Origin of the sequence: Achromobacter sp. RW408, from assembly GCF_003184165.1 — a bacterium.
In the GTDB taxonomy this organism is placed as follows: domain Bacteria; phylum Pseudomonadota; class Gammaproteobacteria; order Burkholderiales; family Burkholderiaceae_B; genus Achromobacter; species Achromobacter xylosoxidans.
Genome location: NZ_QHHO01000001.1, coordinates 1 through 20,355 on the forward strand (window position 1 = coordinate 1; position 20,355 = coordinate 20,355).

A 20,355-nucleotide genomic window follows, 5' to 3' on the forward strand; every position below is an offset into this window, starting at 1 on the left:
ATGGAGGGGGCGGGGCGGTCATGCCGCCAAGGATATCACCGGCCCCACCGGGTTTTTACTTATAGAACGCGTGATAGCTCCAGAACACGGCAATCACCAGCACCACCAGCGCCCAGGACCAGCGGGAGTTCGACAGGCCGCGCGGCTCGGGCTCGGGCGGCGGCGGGGGCGGCGCCAGCCGCGGCTGGGCCGCCATGTAGTCGATGAAGGCGGTGAAGAATTTCTCGATGATCTTTTCGCCGGCCTTCAGGATGAGGCCTTCGCCGCATTCGGCCAGTTTGCCGCCTGTCATGCCGGCGACCGTGTAGGCGACCCGCGTGCCTTCGTCTTTGGTCGACAAGTTGACCTGTGCGGTGCCGATGGCCAGGCAGGCGGCGCGGCCCTTGCCTTCGAACACCAAGGTGCAACTGTTGGGCGGATCGACGTCCGAGAGCAGGATCTCGCCTTCGTAGTCGGTATCCAGGCCGGCGACCTTGGCCCGCAGCGTGACGGCGTACTCAGTGGGACTGCGCTGGGTGACTTCGACGCAGCCGGGGATGCAACGCTGCAGCACGGCGGGATCGGTCAACGCATCCCAAGTCTGGTGCTGGGTTGAAGGAATCCACTGGGCATCTGCAATGCGCATGGTTGTCTCCTTTTGTCGGAATCCTTGTCCTTATTGTGGTTCCAAACCCTTTGATTGGCTACTGCTGAATTCCGATAAGCCCGATTCGTGGCAAATTTGTGAATAAATGATATTGATAATTAATTGAGGTTACGGGGGGCCCCGTTCATTGCATCGGCGCGATCTCGCCTGGCATCCGGTCCTGATCACGCGTGAATGGGGGCGAGAAATGGGGCCAATTAGGGCGTTGCCATTCTTAGGGAACGACCGTCAATCTGGATACAATGCGACTTTCGCTCAGAAAGAAAAGGGCATTCTCATGAAGCTTGCTGGTTCTAAGATTCTCGTCATCGGCGGTGCCGGTTTTATTGGCAGTTTTGTCGTCGCTGAACTCCTTAAGCACAATGTGGCTGAAGTCGTCATTTACGACAACTTCGCACGCGGGAAACACAGCAATATTGCTGAGTATCTCAAGGACCCCCGTTGCCGCATGTACCCCAACGGCGGCGACATTCGGGATATCGACCTGCTCAACGACGCCATGTATGGCATGGACGGCGTGGTTCACCTGGCCGCGATGTGGTTGCTGCACTGCAAGGACTTCCCGCGCACCGCGTTCCACGTGAACATCGAAGGCACCTTCAACGTGCTGGAAGCTTGTGTTCGCAACAACATCAAGCGCCTGGTCTACTCGTCGTCGGCTTCGGTGTACGGCGACGCCGTCGAGGTGCCGATGACCGAGGCTCATCCTTTCAACAACCGCAACTTCTACGGGGCCAGCAAGATTGCCGGTGAAGCCATGTGCCACGCGTTCCACGACCGCTATGGCCTGAGCTACGTTGGCTTGCGCTACATGAACGTGTACGGCCCGCACCAGGACCAGACCGCCGCGTACACGGGCGTGATTCCCATCATGCTCAACAAGATCGACGCCAACGAAGCGCCCGTGATCAACGGCGACGGCACGCAGGCGTATGACTTCATCTCGGTGGAAGACGTGGCCCGCTGCAACGTCCTGGCACTGGAGTCGGAAGCAACCGATGAGTTCTACAACGTCGGCACCGGCGTCCAGACCAGCATCAAGGAATTGTGCGACACGATTCTGGACATGAAGCAGTCCGACCTGAAGGTGGAATACCGTCCCTACAGCGCCGACGATGCGCGTCGCATGGTGCAGAACCGCATCGGCTGCCCGAAGAAGGCCGAGCAGGATTTGGGCTTCAAGTACAAGTTCGAACTGCGTGAAGGCCTGCAATCGCTGATCGACTGGCGTCAAAAGCACGGGGGCGAAGCTTAATCGTGTGTGGAATCGCCGGGTTTTTGAATCTTGACGGCGCCCCCGCGGCACCGGAACTCGTCAAGCGGATGACCGATGCCATTGCGCACAGAGGTCCGGATGGCGAGGGTTGTTGGACCGAGGGCCCCGTTGGATTGGGACACCGGCGATTGGCGATCATCGATTTGTCGCCGAGTGGACATCAGCCCATGCGCTCGGGAGATGGCCGCTATTCGCTCACTTATAACGGTGAGCTGTACAACTATCGAGAGCTGCGTGAGGAGCTCGAGGCGAAGGGGTATCGCTTCGGCTCCACCAGCGATACCGAGGTCGTGCTCTATGCCCTGGCGGCATGGGGCAAGGCCGCGCTGACGCGCTTCAACGGCATGTTCGCATTCGCCCTCTGGGATGGGCGTGAACGCCGCATGCTCCTGGCGCGCGATCGCTACGGCATCAAGCCGTTGTATTACTCCAAGGCCGAACAGTCGTTTCTGTTCGGCTCCGAAGCCAAGGCCATTCTTGCGCATCCAGCGTTGCGCGCGAAAATGAACCTGCCTGGCTTGCTGGAGTACTTCACCTTTCAGAATTTCTTCACCGACCAGACACTGTTTGAAGGCGTATCGATCCTGCCGGCGGGTTGCTCGGTGGAAGTCGATGCCGTCAAGGGTGTCGGGGCGATCGAACGTTACTGGGACTACTGCTTCCAGGAGCCGGAGAATCCCAAGTCGGATGCCGAGTACATGGAGGAACTGGACTTCCTCTTTCAACGGGCAGTCAAGCGCCAGTTGGTCTCGGATGTCGATGTGGGCGCCTATCTGTCGGGCGGCATGGATTCGGGCTCGATTACCGCGTTGGCCGCAAAACAGGTGCCGTATATGCGGACGTTCACCTGCGGCTTCGACATGACTTCGGCCTCAGGCGTCGAATTGAACTTCGACGAACGGCAGGCCGCGGAACGCATGTCCTACCTGTTCAAGACCGAGCATTATGAAATGGTGCTCAAGGCGGGGGACATGGAACGCATCATGCCGGCCATGGCTTGGCATCTCGAAGAACCCCGGGTCGGCCAAAGCTATCCCAATTATTACGCGGCCAAGCTGGCCAGCAAGTTCAACAAGGTCGTGCTGGCTGGCACAGGGGGTGATGAGATTTTCGGCGGCTATCCGTGGCGTTATTACCGCGCAGTGGTCAACGATGATTTCGAGCATTACATCGACAAATACTACGCCTATTGGCAGCGCCTGATTCCGAACACGCAGATTCGCGAAGTGTTTGCCCCGGTCTGGGGGGATGTCAAGCAGGTCTGGACGCGGGATATTTTCCGTGACGTGTTTGCCTCGCATGCCAGTACGCTGACCCGACCGGAAGACTACGTCAACCACTCGCTGTATATGGAGGCCAAGACTTTCCTGCACGGTCTGCTGGTGGTCGAGGACAAGCTCTCCATGGCGCACGGCCTGGAATCGCGCGTGCCGTTCCTTGATAACGACCTGGTCGACTTTGCCATGAAGTTGCCGACCCGCCTGAAGCTGGGACATCTCGAAGATGTGGTGCAGCTCAACGAAAACGAGCCGGGCAGCAAAACCGCGCGCTACTTTCAGAAAACGCGCGATGGCAAACTGCTACTGCGCAAAATGATGGCCCGGCACGTGCCACAGGATATCGTCGAACGCGAGAAGCAGGGTTTTTCAGCGCCGGACGCCAGCTGGTTCAAGGGCGAGAGCATGGACTATGTGCGTCGACAGCTCTTTTCCAGCAATGCGCGTATTTATGATTTTCTCGATCGCGGCACGGTGCAGAAGCTGGTGGATCAGCATTTGAACGGTGAGCAAAATCGCCGTTTGTTGATCTGGTCGTTGTTGAACGTCGAGAGTTTCTGTCAAGCTTATCTGGGCAAATAGCAATGCTGCTTACCGCACTGAATCCGGTCGCCAATTACAAGGCGGTGCGGCGGATCGTGGCGCTGTATGTCAAACAACGCCACCTGTTGATCGAGATGGTGAAGCGGGATATTCTGGACCCTCATGCAGGCCATGTGCTGGGCGGAGTCTGGACGTTCCTCCATCCGCTGTTCATGATGGGCGTCTACATGTTCCTGTTCGGCGTCGTCATGAAGGCGCGCGTCAACCAGTCGCATGAAATGCCGCTGGATTATTCCGCATACATTCTCAGCGGCATGGTCCCCTGGCTCGCCATCCAGCTCGCCATGGCGAAATCGGCGTCGGCGATCATCTCGAATGCGAATCTGGTCAAACAGACCATTTTCCCCATCGAAGTCCTGCCGGCGCGTGCGGTAATCGCTGCCATGGTGCCGCAGGCCATCTCGCTTGGGGTGCTGATCATCTATGTGCTGGCCACGCACGGCAGCCTGTTCTGGACCTATCTGCTGTTGCTGCCATTGCTGTTCATGCATCTGGCGCTGATGCTCGGCATCGCTTTCGTGCTGTCCGCAGTTTCGGTGATCGTGCGGGACATGAAAGAGTTCGTGCAGGTCTTTTCACTGGTCGGTATCTTTCTCGTTCCCGTCGTGTTTCTTCCGGATTGGGTGCCGTCGGTATTCAAACCGGTTATTTACGCCAATCCGTTCAGCTACTTGATCTGGTGCTACCAGGATGTGCTGTATTTCGGTCGAATAGCCCATCCGCTGGCCTGGGCGGTCACGTTCGTATTCGCCATTGTGTCGTTGGCCATGGGCAGCCGGTTGTTCGCTCGCTTCAAGGGCTTTTTCGGAGATGCGCTATGAGCACCGATATCGCCATCAGCGTCCGCAACCTGTCCAAGTGCTACCGGATCTACAGCAGTCCGGCGAACATGGTGCGTGAGATGCTTACCGGCAAGCCGCGTCATGCCGAGAAATGGGCGTTGCGCGATGTGTCGTTCGATGTGGCGCGCGGCGAAGTCCTTGGCATCATCGGATCGAATGGCGCGGGCAAAAGCACGTTGTTGAAGATCTTGACCGGGACGCTCGAGCATACCGGAGGCGAGGTACACATCAATGGCAAGGTGTCCGCCATTCTTGAACTGGGCACCGGCTTCAATCCGCAGTATTCGGGCCGTGAGAACGTCATCATGGGCGCGATGTGCATGGGAATGACGCTGCAGGAGATCCAGGCCAAAATGGATTGGGTCATCGATTTCAGCGAGTTGGGCGACGTGATCGACCAGCCGTTTCACACTTATTCGAGCGGTATGCAGGCGCGGTTGACGTTTTCGACGGCGATCTGCGTTGACCCGGATCTGCTTATCGTGGACGAGGCCCTTGCCGCCGGCGACGCCAGCTTCGTGCACAAATGCATGCGGCGCATGCGCGAGATTTGCGCCAGCGGGTCCACGGTGCTGTTCGTCAGCCACTCCGAAGCGACGGTCATGGAATTGTGCGACCGCGCGATCTGGATCGATGGTGGCAGGGTACGCATCGACGGGCCAGCCGAGCCGGTCTGCAAAGCTTATTCCCAAAGCGTGTGGGAAGTGGTGGACGAGCGCAACCGCCGTGAATCGTCGGCGGCGTTCGACCGCGTGAAAGAAACCGTGGAAGCGAATGGCAAGTACGAGCTTGCCGGCCAGGATGTCCGCATTACGGGCGTGCGCTTGCTGAATGCGGCAGGTGAAGAAGCAACGGTATTCACCGCCGGCAATCCGCTCACGCTAGCGATCGATTGGGAGGGCAGGACGGATCACCCGCAGGTCTATTGCAATTTCCGCATCGACGGCGAGACCACTCAGGCCGTGTCGGGTTATGACGCCGCCGATTTCAAGGTATTCATCAATAACGGTCAGCCCTTGAGGGGGCGGGGAACCGTGCATTACCGTATCGAGAGCCTGGATCTTGGCCTCGGGCGCTATTACCTCAGTGTCGGCTTGCGGTTCTACATGATCCCCAAGAACAAGACCGATGTATTGCATTATGTCGAGAAGGCTGCGATTTTTTCTGTCAAGCGCAAGGTGCTTTGGAATCAGAGTTTTCTGTATGAACCGACGGTTCATGCGACGTTTACATACGTCGAAGACACGGATACTGGCGGTGGATCGGCACTCAATGTGCATGCCGGGATAGATGATAGGGATACGAAATGAACTGGAAGGATGAGGCTCGGCAGTTTTTTTCCCACCGCGCCAAGGTCGTGGGTGAGCGGCCGGCCCTGCACGATCTTTGCTACGTGAGCGGGCGGGATCCCCGCGTGTGGGCCGATCAGTCGCGCTACGACGACATGATGGACAGTATTGTGCGCACTATCGGCGCCAACGCGTCCTCGCGGGTGCTGGAGGTCGGTTGTGCCGCGGGTTTCATTGCCTGCGGCGTCGCGCCCAAGATCGGCCAATATGTTGGTGTCGATGTAGCGGAAGGTGCAATCGAATGCGCTAGCAGCTTGAATCTGCCCAACGCGACCTTCCGGGTGGGCGATGGCGGTGCATTGCCTTTCGATAGTGGGGCGTTCGACAGTGTGTACTGTTATGACGTCCTGACCAACTTTCCGACGTTCGACAGCGTGAAAGGCCTGGTCCAAGATATGGTCAGAGTGGTGCGCCCCGGCGGCAAGGTTCTGTTGGGCTCCATTCCCGATGCCAGCAATGTCGATGCGTTTCTCGACGCCGTTGCACGATTTCAAGCTGAGCTTGCCCAACAAGCTCCGGCGACCGAGCCAGCTGTGACGCCTGTTTCCTCCGCTGCGAAGCCTGCCGCTCCGACATTATGGACGAAGGTGTGCGCAATTTTCGGAGGCGGACCCAAGACGGTGGCTTCTTCGGAACCAGCCCCGGCTCCTGCGTCTGTTCCGAGCGACCAAGGCGGTATTACCTGTTTCTATTTCGCGAAACAGGATTTCGAGTCCTTCGCCAAGGAGCTGGGTGTGGATTGCGTCATTGAAGAAGTGCATCTTCGCCATCCTTTCTACGGCTATCGCTATAACGTCGTGTTGACGAAACCGGCATGAGGCTGGTCGCATATCGCGATATCCCAAGTCATGACTGGGACGCTGTGTGTGATGCCTCCGGGCAGGCCTGGTTGTTTCATCGTAGCGACTGGATAGCCATCGAAGAGCGCTATTTCTCTGGGGAGAATCTCTCCGTCGGTTTTGAAAGCAAGGGCCGGCTGGTTGCGGTGCTGCCGCTCTATTTTTCAGATACCAGCAACGGTGCTGCCCAGGAAAACCTGCTCCATTCAGGCATACACCGGCACGCCGGTCTAGCGTGCGTGCCTGGACTAGATGCTGCCAGCCTAGCCGCTCTCAAGGCGCTGATGCGCAATTATATGTTTGAGCAGGCAGTGGCTAGGCAATGCCACCGGATTCAGCTTGCTTTCCAGAGCCTGGCGCCGGAAAGTCTGGATGGCGCACGCGGCCTGGAGGTTCCGTTCTGGGTGAGCGATTGGGGCTTTTTCCATGGTCTGGCTTTTGGCCCAGGAGGGATGTATCCGGCCCCCGCAATGAGCACGGTTGCCTGCGATCAGGTAGTCATGCTGGATGACGGCGACGAAGATGCCCTGTTCTCACGCCTGGCCGAAGCGTGCCGCCGCAATGTGCGAAAGGCACTCAAGTCGGGTGTCGAGATTCAGCGTGTGCAGGAGCCCGACGCGATCAATCTCTATTACGAGATGGCCAAGGTTTCGTCGCAGCGCACGGGCGAGTCCCTGGCGCCACTGTCGTACTACCGCGATATCTGGAATGCGCTGCATCCGTCGAATCGTTGCTGGCTGTTGGCGGCTTTGCACGATGGTGAAGCCGTCGCGATGTTGTTGGCCCTGATCGACAAGGGAGGCGCCAGTTATCTCGCAGGCGTGTCCACCGCCAGAGGCCTGGATCTTCGCGCGAACGACATGGTGCACTGGGGCTTGATCCGGACACTGAAGCGGGAAGGGCTGCGTTGTTATCGCCTGGGACCGGCGTTCCCGGGACTCCCCGATGATTGGCCGATCGTCCGCGTGTCGCGGTTCAAGACAAAATTCGGCGCGCGTTTTGTGCCATTGACGACGGGCAGCTATTTTCTGAAGCCCGGGCACTATCGAGAACGTGCGATTGAACTCGTCCGCTTGTTGTCCGCATCGTCGGAAGTGGAAAGGGAGTCCGCGGTCGTGGCGCCGGAGGTAGCCGAATCGTCGGCGGCGCGAAGCCGGGGGCTGCTGCGCAGGGCATGCCGCTATGCGATTGGCTTACTGGGTAGAAGATGAATTCCATCAACAGCACATATTTGGCGCGTGATGTCATCGCGCATCATCTTCGTTTGTTTGGCATCCGTGGCGCCCAGGCGCCCCGTATCCTGGTGGCGCCGCATGCCGAGGAACTGGCGCAGCTCGATCCTGACGGGGTGCTTGTCATTGTGCAGCCGCAGGAGAGCGCCTGTGCCGTGCTAGGCGTGCACCGGAAGATCGTGACAGGTATTGTGCCGCGGGTTTTTGTTGGATATCAAGGATTGCCCGCTGCAGCCCGGCTGCGTTCACTCCATGATTTTCATGCCTATGAGGCGGCCGGTGATGTGTTGCTGAGCGATGCGCAACATGGTCCTGTCTGGCTCGTGCTTCGGCATGGCCGGTCAACGGTGATTCTGGTCGGTACGGAATTGGCGGCCGACCTGATCCGGTATCGGCAGGGCGATCCGGCGCAAGTGATGGGGGACCGCGGTGGCGATCTATGGGGCATCGCGGGGGAGCGCCCGGTCTATCTCTATGCCGCGCAGCGCGAGGGCGAAGATGACCATTGCCGGCACGCAGATTATTGGGCGCTCTTGTTGGCGACTGCGCTGGAGCGCCACACTCAACTCGTGCGTGAACCGATGTTTCCCTGCAATGCGCCTGGCGCCGTTGTGGTCACCGGTGACGACGACCAGGCATTTCTCGACAAGTATGCGGAACAGCAACGGGTGCTGGGCGATACGCCAATCACCTATTTGCTACATCCCCTGACCAAGCACACCCGCAAGACGCTGCGACAGATGCGGCGCGCGAATCCGCGCGTCGACCTGGGTATTCATCCTGATGCGTTGGAAACGCCGGACGAATATGGCGACAGGCTGCAAGAGCAGGTTGAGTGGTATCGCGGCCTTGTTGGCGAGCAGCCGGAGTCAGTGCGCAATCATGGTTTCCTGAATGATGGCTATTGGGGACATTTGCCCTCCTGGGAGCGGGAGGGCATTGTCTTCAGTTCCAATTTGCCCGGCGTCGGCGGCACCGTCCTGAATGGGTCGCTTTTGCCGGCGCGCATGGCCATGCCTGAGGGGCTGACCGGGCACTGGTCGCTTCTGACGACATTCGGCGACGGGATGTGCTCGATCTACGGCTGGTCCCAAGAAGAGGCCAGGCAGCGCATATTGAAATACGGGCAGGCTGTGCGCGATAGCGGCTTGCCGGGAATCCTGGTTTTCAATCTACATCCTCAGAACATCAGCGAGATGCCGGGCCTGCACCAGGCAGTGCATGACCTAATCGCCGAAGGGTTCCTGGCATGGAACATGCGAGATTGCCTGGACTGGGCATTGGCCGCTGATGGTCAGGCCCCGCGCCGGCGGGCGCGCCAAGGAGGTCTCTCGCGGTTGCTGGCCGGACTGAAATTCTGGGAAGCCAGGGGTAAATAGGTTTGGGATGTCTATAAAGAAATTGCTCGCGATATTTAAGCGGCAGCGGCCCGCCCCCGCGTTCCGGGAGGCTTGGCATAGCTGGGATCCGCATCCCTGGAAGCACCCTTGGCTGACATCGAGGAACCTGCGCAAGATGCGTGACTACAGCCACGAGTTTTTCGAACGCGAGATTCGGAAAACGGTTGGTATGGATTCGCGCAAGCTGAAGATCGGCTTCTGTGGCAATTTGGCGAACAATCTGTACCTTCGGGCACGTGCGCTTCGTCGAGAGGGACTCGATATCGATATTTTCCTCCATCCAGATGACAAATTTGTGATGGGGCAGCCAGCTTGGGAGGAGTTTGACGGCATCCTCGAAGGCCCGGCCACTGTCGAAGAGCTGGATGCTGCTGGCGTGTGCTTGGGAAAGGTACCCGGGGTGTATGCACGGTTGCCGGACGAAGCGGATACATCGCTTCCACTTCCTTTCCTGCGCGATTACGACAAAAGCCATTTCCTGCCTTACGTGGAGGGGCCATATCGGGCCACGCTGCGGGCGTTGCACGGCAAAGATGTGCTGTGGGGAGCGCAGTCGACTTATTTGTCATACTTGGCGAACCGGCCTTATGTCGTGTCCCAGACCGGGGGCGATATCTGGTTGGAAGCGGCGCGTGATGACATGCTGGGCCATCTGCAACGGTTGGCGTATGCCAATGCACGGGTGTTCGTGGTTTCCAATCCCTGGAGCTACGCGCATGCCCGCCGATACGGCTTCAGGAATCTTATCTACCTGCCCATGACGCTGGACCAGACGCAGTATCGTCCTGGCCATGGAGATTCCCGTCAGGGTTGGGAGGCGCGCAGTGGCGGCAACTTCTTCGTACTCACCACCTCGCGGCTGGACGAAAAGAATAAAGGCTCGTCCCTCGCGATTGAAGGTTTTGCCGAATTTGCGAAACACTGTCCGGGAGCCCGGCTCGTTGCTCCCAGCTGGGGCAATGACCGTGAGCTCGCGGAAGACGCCCTTACCAAGTTGGGTATCGCTGATCGCATGGTCTGGTTGCCGCTGTCCGGCAAGGAGAAAGTACGGGATTACTTGCGCAGTGCCGATGTGTTCATAGACCAGTTTGTCCTGGGTTACTTCGGGGCGGCCGGGCTGGAGGCCATGGCGACGGGGCTTCCAGTAATCGGACGCACGGAAGTGGCCCAATATGAGGCGCTATGCGAAACGGGTGCGCCGCCGATCCTGCAGGCGATTAACGCCGAGGAGGTCGCGCAAGCGTTGCTCGGGCTGCAGTCCAATCCGGCCATGCGCAAGCAGGCCGGCGAAATTTCGCGAAAGTGGTTCTTGGAAAACCACGGGTCCGATCTGTGGTTTCCACAATACCAAGCGTTGCTCAACGCCACCGCCGCCAATCATCGGGTGAGCTGGCGGCGCTCTCCCTTGAATGCCCCTCTTGGCGGGGAAGAGCTCGAGTACCATCGCGCCGGACTCGCTACCGCACCGCCATTTCCCAACTATCAGTGGTAGCATCTGCCGTCGTGACAAGCACTTAGCCAGAACATATTTCCGTACGTTAAACGCCAATCGCGTTCGGCATTCCCAATGCCGAATCGAGCAGGAGAATGAGGAAATGGGTGGTCGCTGGACGCAGGGATTCAAATCAAGGATCGGACAAGCGATACGCCGCCGGCTGTATCGCGTCAGGGACCGCATCATGGGTCCGGACCCGGCAGTGGCGGCGGCAGTGCAAAGCGAGGTCCATACTCTGGAAGAGCGCCTCGCGGAACGACTCACCTATCTCCAGAACGAGATAAGCGAAGCGAGACAGTATCTTCGATTCCTATTGGGTGAATCCGAGCGGTATCACCAATGGATGAGCCAGACCCGGGCCAGTTTCAATACGCAATGGGATATCCTGCCTGAGGGAGCCCATCTGGTCACCGATGAAGCTTTTGTGACCAATGCCAGCCAGTTGATCGAAACCTACACGCAGCTGCCGGCTGCATGGTTCAAGGGTAAATCGATCCTGGATGCGGGTTGCGGCAATGGCCGATGGGCTTATGCATTTTCCAGACTGGGGGCCAACGTCATGGCCGTAGACCAGTCGGAACATGGGCTGCAGAACGTGCGGCGCCTGTGCGAAGAATTCCCAGGTTTTCGCCATCAGGCGGTGAATCTGCTGGAACCCCTTCCGTTCGATGACCAGTTCGATCTGGTGTGGTCATACGGCGTTTTGCACCACACCGGAGACACCAAGCGGGCCTTCGACAATATCGTTCCCGCCGTGAAGTCCGACGGCTCGATGTTCCTTATGCTCTACGGCGAGCCATTTCGGCCCGGAGAATACGGCGAGATCAACACGTACGTGCAACATCGTCGCGCTACGGTTGCGATGACCTTTTCCGAAAAGGTGGATTACCTGAAAGGTATCTACCCAGCGGAGTTGGTACACGGATACTTCGACGCGATCAGTCCCGCCATCAACGATTTATATCGGTATGACGAAATCCTCGACTGGTTGAACCTGTGCGGTTTTTCCCGTGTAACCCGTACGTTGGACAATCGCAATCTGCATATCATGGCGCATCGGAAACAGGTCTGACACGACTGGAGCGGTGCATCTTTCGCAGGTTCCGTCAGCGCCCGGGCTAGTGAGGGGCGGGGAGGCGTTCCAGTTGCTTCAGCAAGGTGGCGGCCAACGCCATCGCCTGCATGCGGAGCTCGGGCACCGCGGTGGTCTCCCACAGCCGCCCTTTCATGGGGGGGCCGATTGTGAACAATGCGGGTGAAGCTTGCCCGGTGGCATCGATCAGGGCGCCCGAGGCGTTCGTGGCAAGGCCAAAGCCGACGGGATTGGTTTGTACCCGGCCTTCCGCGAACAACTGTCGGAGCAGGGGGACATCAAGCTTCTGGAGATCGGGTTCGGGGCCTGTGCAATAGACAATCCGATCGACCTCCAGCTGCCGGGGCGGCAGGCCACAGCCCCGGAGCGTGGCAGTGACTCCGCCCGTAGCGCTGACCTCGTATCCCGTCACGCGTGCGCGGTGCAGGAGGATCGATCCGTCCGTCATCGCAGCGCGAAAGATGTCATCGATCGGCGCGGCGGTTCGATGCCGATGGTTATCCCAGTAGGGCCGGACATGCCGCATGAATGTCCTTCGATCGGACAGGGAGAGGGACAGCCAAAGGCGGGCACTGTGTGGCCGCATCGCGTCGATGACGCTGCGCCAGTCGCCACCCTTATCCATTTGGGTGGCGATACGCTGACGAACTTCGCGCACGAGCGCGCGCAGATTACCGCCTTTCAATGCGTCATGGTCCAGCACGGCGGTCTGTCCGTAAGCGCGATGGCGCTGCGGAGTCAGGCCGCGCCGTGAAACAATGTGAATTTTTCCGGCGTAGCGATTCGTGCGCAGCGCGACAACCAAATCCAATGTAGTCAGGCCGGAGCCAACCAACAGGCATTGTCGGGTCTTCAGCAGGGTTTCGAGTACGTCGGGCGCCCATGGGTTGCGGTGGCACACGGGAGGGTCGGCAGGGCGCATCTGGGCAAAATTGCCCAGGGCGAGCACACAGAGCTCGGTGTGCCACCACGCGCCGAGGCGCGTCCGAACATCGTAGCCTTCACCTGACGGCGTGACGGAGGTGACTTCGTCCGTCAGAATTTCAATGGCATGTCGGCCCTGGGCGGCGGTGATGGCATCGCGCAAGACCTGGGCCAGGTAGAGGCCATACCAGGCCCTGGGCAGAAAAGCCGTTGGAGAGATCTCTGGCACCCAGGGAGCTTCGGCGCGGCAGTTGGCCCGGGCCCAGTTGAGAAAATGGTCAGGCTCGTCTGGAAACGCGCTCATAGAGCCGGCAGGTACGTTGAGCAAATGGCAGGTCTGCGTGGTGTTGTAGGCTAGGCCCTTTGCAACTTGGTTTGCCGCTTGCTCGATCAGGCGAATGTGCAGCGGTATGGGGGCACCGCGTAGCAGGTGCACCGCCGTCAATGAGCCGCTGAAGCCGGCCCCTACAATCGTGATTTGCTTCATGGTAAAGGGGGTGCCGCTTTGCGAGGCGAAGATGTGATGGTCGCAATTTGCAAATTTCTTGGATATTCTACGCGAAATATAAAGATCAAGCGGTTGTTTTGGTAAGATAGAGAAAAATTTCGCATATTGCGACAGGATTGGCGGAAAATGGTGACAGACAATTTGATGGGCCTGGATGCGATCCAGGTCTGGGACACCGACCAGGCATTCCATCATTTGAAGGGGCAAGGACAAGCGGCCACCAAGCGCACGGCCGAACGTCGGCTGCATGAACTGGGAATCCTGCCGCCTGCCCTGACCGTCGAAGCCCTGCGGAGCGACGGTGGGGAGCCGCCCCTGCCCCAGGTGTTGGCACAAGAACTGGAGCGTGCTCGCGCCAAGCGCAAGTTGGTCCTGTTCGCCCAATTGTCGAACTTGCCGAATCAGCGAGCCTGCTTGCATGCCAACGACGCGCGCGGCGCGCACTATTGGGTGCCACTGGAGGCTATCGGCAAGCCGAGCCAGGCCGACGTGGACGGCGGCTTGCACCGTCTTGGCCTGTATGTCGGCAAGCCCGTTGTCGTCTTTCCGCACGGATGGTTGTTGCCCTATTGCCGGGCATTCAGGCCCACTGGGCAGCTGGAAGTCAGCGTGCTGAGCTATCCGTCTCCGCTGATCTTGAGCGGACAGCGGGGACATGGCGGTCAGGCCGGGGAGCATCGGCAATCAATGCCGCATCTTGACCAACTCGAAGCCGAGAGCATTCATATCATCCGCGAAGCGTTTGCCGAGTCGGAGCACCCTGCGATGTTGTATTCAGTGGGCAAGGACAGCACGGTCATGCTGCACCTTGCCCGCAAGGCGTTCTATCCCGCGCCGCCACCCTTTCCGCTGCTGCACGTCGATACCCGCTGGAAGTTCCGGGAGATGTACCAGTTCCGCGACCACATGGCGCGCGAGAGTGGCATTGAGCTGCTCGTCCATACCAACCCTGAAGCCATCGCGAAGGACATCAATCCTTTTGACCACGGGTCGGCGCTGCATACGGACATCACCAAGACCGAAGGCCTGAAGCAGGCGTTGGACAAATTCCAGTTCGATATGGTGTTTGGAGGCGCCCGCCGAGACGAAGAGAAGTCGCGCGCAAAAGAACGAATTTTCTCGTTCCGCACGCAGACGCATCAGTGGGATCCGAAGAACCAGCGGCCCGAACTCTGGAATCTCTACAATGCGCGCAAACGCAAGGGTGAGAGCATCCGCGTATTTCCTCTATCGAACTGGACCGAACTGGATATCTGGCAGTACATCTACCGCGAGAACATCCCGGTGGTGCCGCTGTACTTTGCCAAGGAACGTCCGGTGGTCGTGCGCAATGGCATGCTGCTGATGGTTGATGATGCCCGCATGAAGCTGTTGCCCGGCGAAGTCGTGGAGAAGCGCAAAGTACGTTTTCGCACCCTCGGCTGCTATCCGTTGACGGGTGCGATCGAATCCGATGCAGAATCGCTGTCCGAGATCATCCTTGAGTTGATCGGCGCGCGCAGTTCGGAACGGCAGGGGCGGGCCATTGATGCCGACGCCTCGGCCAGCATGGAAAAGAAAAAGCAGGAAGGATATTTCTGATGCCCCGCAAAATACCATCTGCCCAAGCGTCGCGCGCTCCCGCAGTGACCATGGAGGAGTTCCTGGCGTCGCAGCAAAACCAGGACACGCTCAGATTCATTACCTGCGGCAGCGTCGACGATGGCAAGAGTACCCTAATCGGACGGTTGCTCTGGGACTCCCAGCAATTGTTCGACGACCAGTTGGCGACGCTCAGGAGCGAGTCGCTCAAGTATGGCACGCAAGGCGAGGGCATCGACTTTGCGTTACTGGTCGACGGCCTAGCGGCAGAGCGGGAGCAGGGCATCACCATCGATGTCGCCTATCGGTATTTCGCGACCCGGCAGCGCAAGTTCATCGTCGCAGACACCCCGGGGCACGAGCAGTACACCCGGAATATGGTGACGGGAGCCTCGACAGCCGATGTGGCCATCTTGCTGGTCGATGCGCGTCAGGGCGTGCTTACACAGACGCAGCGGCACAGCTATCTGGTGTCCCTCATGGGCATACGGCACGTGGTGTTGGCGGTGAACAAGATGGATCTGGTCGACTACGACCAATCGGTGTTTCAGCGCATTGTGGAGCGCTTCAAGGCATTTGCGGAACCGTTGGAGTTCGAACAGATCGTCGCCGTGCCGTTGTCCGCATTGAAGGGCGACAATGTCGCGCAACGGTCAGCGCAAATGTCTTGGTACGGGGGGCCGACACTGATCAGCTACCTGGAGACCGTCAAGGTGCGCCATGCGCAGTCCTCGCGCCTGGTGTTTCCCGTGCAGTGGGTGAACCGGCCCGACTCTGCATTCCGCGGGTTCTGCGGCACCGTGGCCGAAGGGGTCGTCAAGGTTGATGACGAGATCCGGGTGACCGCGTCGGGCCAGACCGCGAAGGTCGCGGAGATCGTCACGATGGACGCCTCATTGCCAATGGCACGGGCCGGACAGGCGATTACATTGCGGTTGGATCGAGAAATCGACGCTTCCCGGGGCGATGTCATTGCGGCCGCGGACCAGCCGCTGGAGATGACAGATCAGTTTGAAGCGACGCTCGTCTGGATGGGCAATGAGGCGGGCCTGGTCGGGCGCAGCTATGACATCAAATTGGCTACTACGTGGACTACGGCGTCCATCACGGCGATCAAGTACCGCGTGGACGTCAATACGCTCACGCACGATGCCGCCAAAGCGCTGGACCTGAACGATATCTGCGTGGTGAATATCGCCACGAGCAAGCCACTGGTCTTTGATCAATACACGACCTCGAAAACACTGGGAAGCTTCATACTCGTCGATCGCTACACGCACGCGACCGTTGGCGCAGGAATCATCCGGCACACATTGCGCCGGGCGCAGAACGTGCATCGGCAGGCGCTATCCATTTCCCGTCAGGACCGTGAACGATTGAACGGCCATCGCGGGAAGGTGATTTGGTTTACCGGACTGTCCGGATCGGGCAAGTCCACACTCGCCAATGCACTGGAAATCGCGCTATTCGAAAGAGGCCGGAGGACTTATATATTGGACGGCGACAACGTCCGCCAGGGGCTGAACCGGGACCTGGGCTTCACCGAAGCCGATCGGGTCGAGAACATCCGGCGTATTGCTGAAGTGGCCAAGTTGATGATGGATGCGGGCCTGATTGTGTTGACCGCGTTCATTTCGCCCTTTCGCCAGGAACGGGATATGGCTCGTGAATTGATTGGAACGGACAACTTCATCGAGATCTATGTCAGCACGCCCCTGGAGGTGTGTGAGCAGCGCGACCCCAAAGGCTTGTACAAGAAGGCTCGTTCCGGGCAATTGCCGAATATGTCGGGCATCGGTAGCGCCTACGAGCCGCCAGTCGATCCTGACATATCGGTAAATAGTGTCGACACGCGGCAGATCCATGCACTGACAGCGGATGTCCTGGCGTGGCTGGACAAGGAAGCCAGCGAATCAGGCGTGCCGTAGCGAATCAAGCCTGGCTTTCCACACGAACACGGAAGGCGGGATAGTCCTCGAGCGCTCGCTCCAGCAGACGCCATTCGGCGGCCTGCAATCGGCGCACATCCGTGCTTTCGAACGCTTCCGGGCAGGTGCGCTCCAGCTTCAGCCTGGCGCCGGCGCTCTCACATCGTTCCACGACCTCGGCGACGATCCGCCGAGGTTCGGCGCACAGGCGCTCGTAGGGAGCGTGAACAAGTCGATGTGGCGCGATCAGGCGCAGTTCGTCGTCCATCTCGCGCTGGATCTCGAGCGCCTGGAAGACGACCTGCTGCTGCGGGGAGTACTGGATGATGGTCTCATAGGTCGACGGACGCACGGACCACCATTGCCTTTCGTCGCCATAGCGCTCGCGCCGCGCCATCAGTATGGACTGCGCGATGAACAACGGATTGCGTCTGCAGACCACGAAGAGCGAGGTGGGCAGTGTGCGCGCAAGATAGGCGGCCTGCAGCGTGCACCAGGTATTGTTCTTGAAAACGAAAGGCAGGTGCCGGACGGCCTCCAAGGCTCCCAGGGACCGAAGCATGGCGGCGGCATCTATCTGCGCAAGTTCCGCCGGCGCGAGCCGATGGGTCGTCTGGCCGCGGTCGAACCAGGACGACCAGTAATAACCGAATTCGTGGGAATTGCTCCAGCCCTTGGTCACGCCGTGCGTGGAGGAGAAATCGATGCCGTCGTTCTCACGTATTTTCAACGCCTGTTCGATGATGGCGCCGACTGCGGGCGTCTGCCAGAATCGGGCCAGGAAGTTGCTGGCGTAGGCGAAACCGCCGGTCGCCGCGAGCATCTGGCCGGCGAGGGTCGTACCCGCACGGGGCGCGCCGATGACAAGGACGATGGGTTGCGCCGGCTGGGGGGCATGCTGCTCCAGGCTCGCCTGAGCGGGACGCAACAACTCGTTCATCTGGGCGATGCGTTGCTCATCGAGCGGGCGTTTGGCGTACTTCTCTGTGCGTTGCACGTCATCCATGTCTTGAAACCTAACTGTGAGAAAAAACGGCGTGCGCCGCACTCAGTACCACATCGAGATCGTCGTCCGACAAGGCAGGATACAACGGCAGGGAGATGGTTCGGTCGTACAACGCCTGCGCCATGGGAAACGTGGCCGTCGTCGGGCGGATGTGGTGCAACAGGCTGTCGACGGGGCGGCGAACCGCCACGCCGTGGCGCGCGAACGCCGTGATGGCCTGTGCCACCTCGAACCCTGCCGGCAGCTGTACCGCAAAGCGGAAATACATGCCGTGCTCGATGCGCTGCGCTGGCACGATAACGGGCGTGTCGGCCAGCCCCGCGATATACCGCTGCGCCAGCATCTGTCGCCGCTCCCAGGTCTTGCTCAGGCGTTCGAGTTGGGATAGGGCCAGGGTGGCCTGCAAGTCTGACAAAGGATAGAGGTTGAGCTTGTAGGGTGATGACGCGATGCGCTTGGCTTGCACCAGGCGTTGTGCCAATTCAGGCGTGCGCGCCATTGCCATGCCCCCCTCTCCGGCGGCCACGACTTTGGTGGCCTCGAACGAGAATACCTGGATGTCCCCCTTGAATGCGCGCACGGGCCCTAGCCATTGGGCCAAGTCTTCAATGATGGGAACGCCGTGCGTGCGCAGGGGTTCGATATCGGTCCGGATGCCCATGACGTACGGGACGATGATTGCGCGGGTTCGCGGCGTAATTGCTGCAGCGGTGGCATTGGCGTTGATCAGATAGTCGTCGGCGATGTCGACGAGCCTGGCGGTCGCTCCGAGTGACTCCACAACGCCCAGAACTTCCGCGCAGACGTAAGTCGGGAGGATCACCTCGGCGCCGGCTCCGACCTCGAGCGCGCGCAAGGCCAGCAACAGGGCCTGGCTGCCGGAACCGGTAGCCACCGCAGTACCGCCGCCGCTGGCATGCTCGAACCACTGTTCCAGCCTACGAGTCGCGGCGCCCTCGTTCAGCATGCCGGATCTAAGGACCGCGACGACGGCCTCGCAGTCCTCGTCGGTAATCCAGGGGCGGCTATGCGGGATCATGGTTCAGCTGGTCGAATGGATAGACGTAATAGAACGGGAATGCGGATGCCACCTTGGCGGCATCCGACCTGAGGGTGGCCAGTCCGGTGTCCGACGCGCAGACGACATAGGTATAAGGCCAGTCCGCCGCACCCCAGCCAGCCTTGAAATGGTGTAGCGAATGCTGGGAGTGCCAGGTACCGCCCCAGTTCCAATGACGGTAGCCGGATCTGACGGCATCCAGCATTCCCTGCATGATCAGGAACGACAGAGGCTGCCGCGATCGGTGCTCCACCTTGATAACAGGGGTTATGTACTCGATTGTGTCATTGAAGCCGGCAAGCAACATGGCGGCGGCGGGCTGCCCGTCAAGCATCGCTACCGAAAGGCGGCGCCGGCCCGGTGCGAGATGGACGCGGAATGCGTCGAAGTGTTCACGGGGCTTGGCCTTGCCGCCGACGGCGGCCATGTTCTCGACATGTACATCATGCAGGAATTGCCAGGCCCAATCTTCGTCGCTCACGATTTCTTCAAAACCCTGCTTGCATGCCTTGCGCGCCAGGTTGCGCGTTTTTTGCGCAAAGCAGAATTCCAGGTCATGCAGCAGGTTGGGGCCGTCTGGCGGTAGTGCGGTGATCTGGCCATTGCGGGGATCCAGCACGCGTGGCTGGAGCGCGTCGATATATTCCTGGCGATAGGACTCCTCGACCGGCGTCAGGATAACCGTGGCGCTGATGACGTCGGGGGTGGCAGCGATGCGATTTCCGAACGCGGCCAGTAGCGCGCGGCGCACCTGCGGGTCGGGCTGCGTATCCAGCAGGCATGCGCCATGGCTGCCGTACCAGGGCAGACTGTTGATAATGGTTCCGATTCCTGGCACGGTTTTGCTGAGATACCGGAAAGCGCCGGCAATGCGCCCGCCGCGCCGCGCGATCAGGGTTGTCGACACCCCACCACAGGCCGCCACGAGGAAGTCGAGAAATTCCTGTCCAGCGTATAGCAGGGCACTGGGAACCTGGCTGAGCCAAGCCTCGAGTTCCGTCGTATCGGCCTCGGAGGATTCGGTGACGGATATGCCGAGGTGATCGGAAATGGCAGGGGAATGGGCCGCGGGGAGCATGGGCTTATGAAAAAAGGAGTCGTCCGGGCGCCCGCGGTACGGCTTGCCTAGGCAATCAGGGTGCCAATCCCGCCGCACGGGGCTGATTGCGTGTGGCGTTTTCCACTATGGCGCCGCCAGTGCAGGGTAAAATTGTAAGTATCGCACTTTCATGCCTATACGTGTTCCGTTCGACGCTATCGCTGCGAGCCGACGCACCCTTCATTTGCCATCCGGAG

Annotated in this window: 16 protein-coding genes; 11 read left to right on the forward strand and 5 right to left on the reverse strand. The window is 59.6% G+C overall.

The genetic code is table 11. From position 1 onward, the window contains the following. Nucleotides 1-55: 55 nt before the first annotated feature. A complete protein-coding gene (locus DK459_RS00005) occupies nucleotides 56-625 on the reverse strand; it encodes a carbon monoxide dehydrogenase subunit G (RefSeq protein WP_006389695.1) in 570 nt (189 codons plus the stop codon). A gap of 298 nt (nucleotides 626-923) precedes the next feature. Between DK459_RS00005 and DK459_RS00010 the strand changes: the two genes are divergently transcribed. From DK459_RS00010 to DK459_RS00050, 9 genes are all read left to right on the forward strand, one after another. Continuing rightward, complete coding sequence (locus DK459_RS00010; RefSeq protein ID WP_006389696.1) at nucleotides 924-1,901, forward strand: NAD-dependent epimerase/dehydratase family protein; 978 nt, start codon at nucleotides 924-926, stop codon at nucleotides 1,899-1,901. Between the two features lie 2 nt (nucleotides 1,902-1,903). After that, nucleotides 1,904-3,781 (forward strand): asparagine synthase (glutamine-hydrolyzing), encoded by a 1,878-nt coding sequence (gene asnB / locus DK459_RS00015; protein ID WP_006389697.1) that lies wholly within the window; start codon nucleotides 1,904-1,906, stop codon nucleotides 3,779-3,781. A gap of 2 nt (nucleotides 3,782-3,783) precedes the next feature. Continuing rightward, the gene (locus DK459_RS00020; RefSeq protein WP_006389698.1) at nucleotides 3,784-4,623 is read left to right on the forward strand and encodes an ABC transporter permease; all 840 of its coding nucleotides are present in this window, start codon (nucleotides 3,784-3,786) and stop codon (nucleotides 4,621-4,623) included. Next, the gene (locus tag DK459_RS00025) at nucleotides 4,620-5,954 is read left to right on the forward strand and encodes an ABC transporter ATP-binding protein (protein ID WP_006389699.1); all 1,335 of its coding nucleotides are present in this window, start codon (nucleotides 4,620-4,622) and stop codon (nucleotides 5,952-5,954) included. The genes DK459_RS00020 and DK459_RS00025 overlap by 4 nt, the downstream gene beginning before the upstream one ends. Next, nucleotides 5,951-6,811, forward strand: a complete 861-nt coding sequence (locus DK459_RS00030; RefSeq protein WP_006389700.1) for a class I SAM-dependent methyltransferase — start codon at nucleotides 5,951-5,953, stop codon at nucleotides 6,809-6,811. Before DK459_RS00025 ends, DK459_RS00030 begins: the two co-directional genes overlap by 4 nt. Next, entirely contained in the window at nucleotides 6,808-8,043 is a 1,236-nt protein-coding gene (locus DK459_RS00035) for a GNAT family N-acetyltransferase (protein ID WP_054499598.1), read from the forward strand. The genes DK459_RS00030 and DK459_RS00035 overlap by 4 nt, the downstream gene beginning before the upstream one ends. Further along, complete coding sequence (locus tag DK459_RS00040) at nucleotides 8,040-9,443, forward strand: hypothetical protein (RefSeq protein WP_054443623.1); 1,404 nt, start codon at nucleotides 8,040-8,042, stop codon at nucleotides 9,441-9,443. Before DK459_RS00035 ends, DK459_RS00040 begins: the two co-directional genes overlap by 4 nt. Nucleotides 9,444-9,579: 136 nt before the next feature. Then, nucleotides 9,580-10,956 carry a glycosyltransferase gene (locus DK459_RS00045; protein ID WP_006389703.1) on the forward strand — a complete coding sequence of 459 codons (1,377 nt, stop codon included), beginning with the start codon at nucleotides 9,580-9,582 and terminating at the stop codon, nucleotides 10,954-10,956. Between the two features lie 103 nt (nucleotides 10,957-11,059). Then, nucleotides 11,060-12,031, forward strand: a complete 972-nt coding sequence (locus DK459_RS00050) for a bifunctional 2-polyprenyl-6-hydroxyphenol methylase/3-demethylubiquinol 3-O-methyltransferase UbiG (RefSeq protein ID WP_050807772.1) — start codon at nucleotides 11,060-11,062, stop codon at nucleotides 12,029-12,031. A gap of 46 nt (nucleotides 12,032-12,077) precedes the next feature. Here the strand turns inward: DK459_RS00050 and DK459_RS00055 are convergent, their stop codons facing one another. Further along, entirely contained in the window at nucleotides 12,078-13,679 is a 1,602-nt protein-coding gene (locus tag DK459_RS00055) for an FAD/NAD(P)-binding protein (protein WP_082387832.1), read from the reverse strand. A 441-nt stretch (nucleotides 13,680-14,120) separates the two neighbouring features. On the opposite strand from DK459_RS00055, the gene cysD reads away from it, so the two are divergent. Then, a complete protein-coding gene (gene cysD, locus DK459_RS31085) occupies nucleotides 14,121-15,065 on the forward strand; it encodes a sulfate adenylyltransferase subunit CysD (RefSeq protein WP_277401486.1) in 945 nt (314 codons plus the stop codon). Further along, nucleotides 15,065-16,993, forward strand: coding sequence for a sulfate adenylyltransferase subunit CysN (gene cysN / locus DK459_RS00065; RefSeq protein WP_050807773.1), 1,929 nt, complete (start codon nucleotides 15,065-15,067; stop codon nucleotides 16,991-16,993). Before cysD ends, cysN begins: the two co-directional genes overlap by 1 nt. A 4-nt stretch (nucleotides 16,994-16,997) precedes the next feature. Here the strand turns inward: cysN and DK459_RS00070 are convergent, their stop codons facing one another. Genes DK459_RS00070 through DK459_RS00080 form a run of 3 tightly spaced genes read right to left on the reverse strand, consistent with a single transcriptional unit; the run spans nucleotide 16,998 to nucleotide 20,137 of the window. Then, entirely contained in the window at nucleotides 16,998-17,999 is a 1,002-nt protein-coding gene (locus DK459_RS00070; protein ID WP_006389708.1) for a sulfotransferase, read from the reverse strand. Between the two features lie 10 nt (nucleotides 18,000-18,009). Beyond that, nucleotides 18,010-19,038 (reverse strand): DegT/DnrJ/EryC1/StrS aminotransferase family protein, encoded by a 1,029-nt coding sequence (locus tag DK459_RS00075; RefSeq protein WP_054499596.1) that lies wholly within the window; start codon nucleotides 19,036-19,038, stop codon nucleotides 18,010-18,012. After that, nucleotides 19,025-20,137, reverse strand: a complete 1,113-nt coding sequence (locus DK459_RS00080; protein WP_081247831.1) for a GNAT family N-acetyltransferase — start codon at nucleotides 20,135-20,137, stop codon at nucleotides 19,025-19,027. Before DK459_RS00080 ends, DK459_RS00075 begins: the two co-directional genes overlap by 14 nt. Nucleotides 20,138-20,355: the final 218 nt, after the last annotated feature.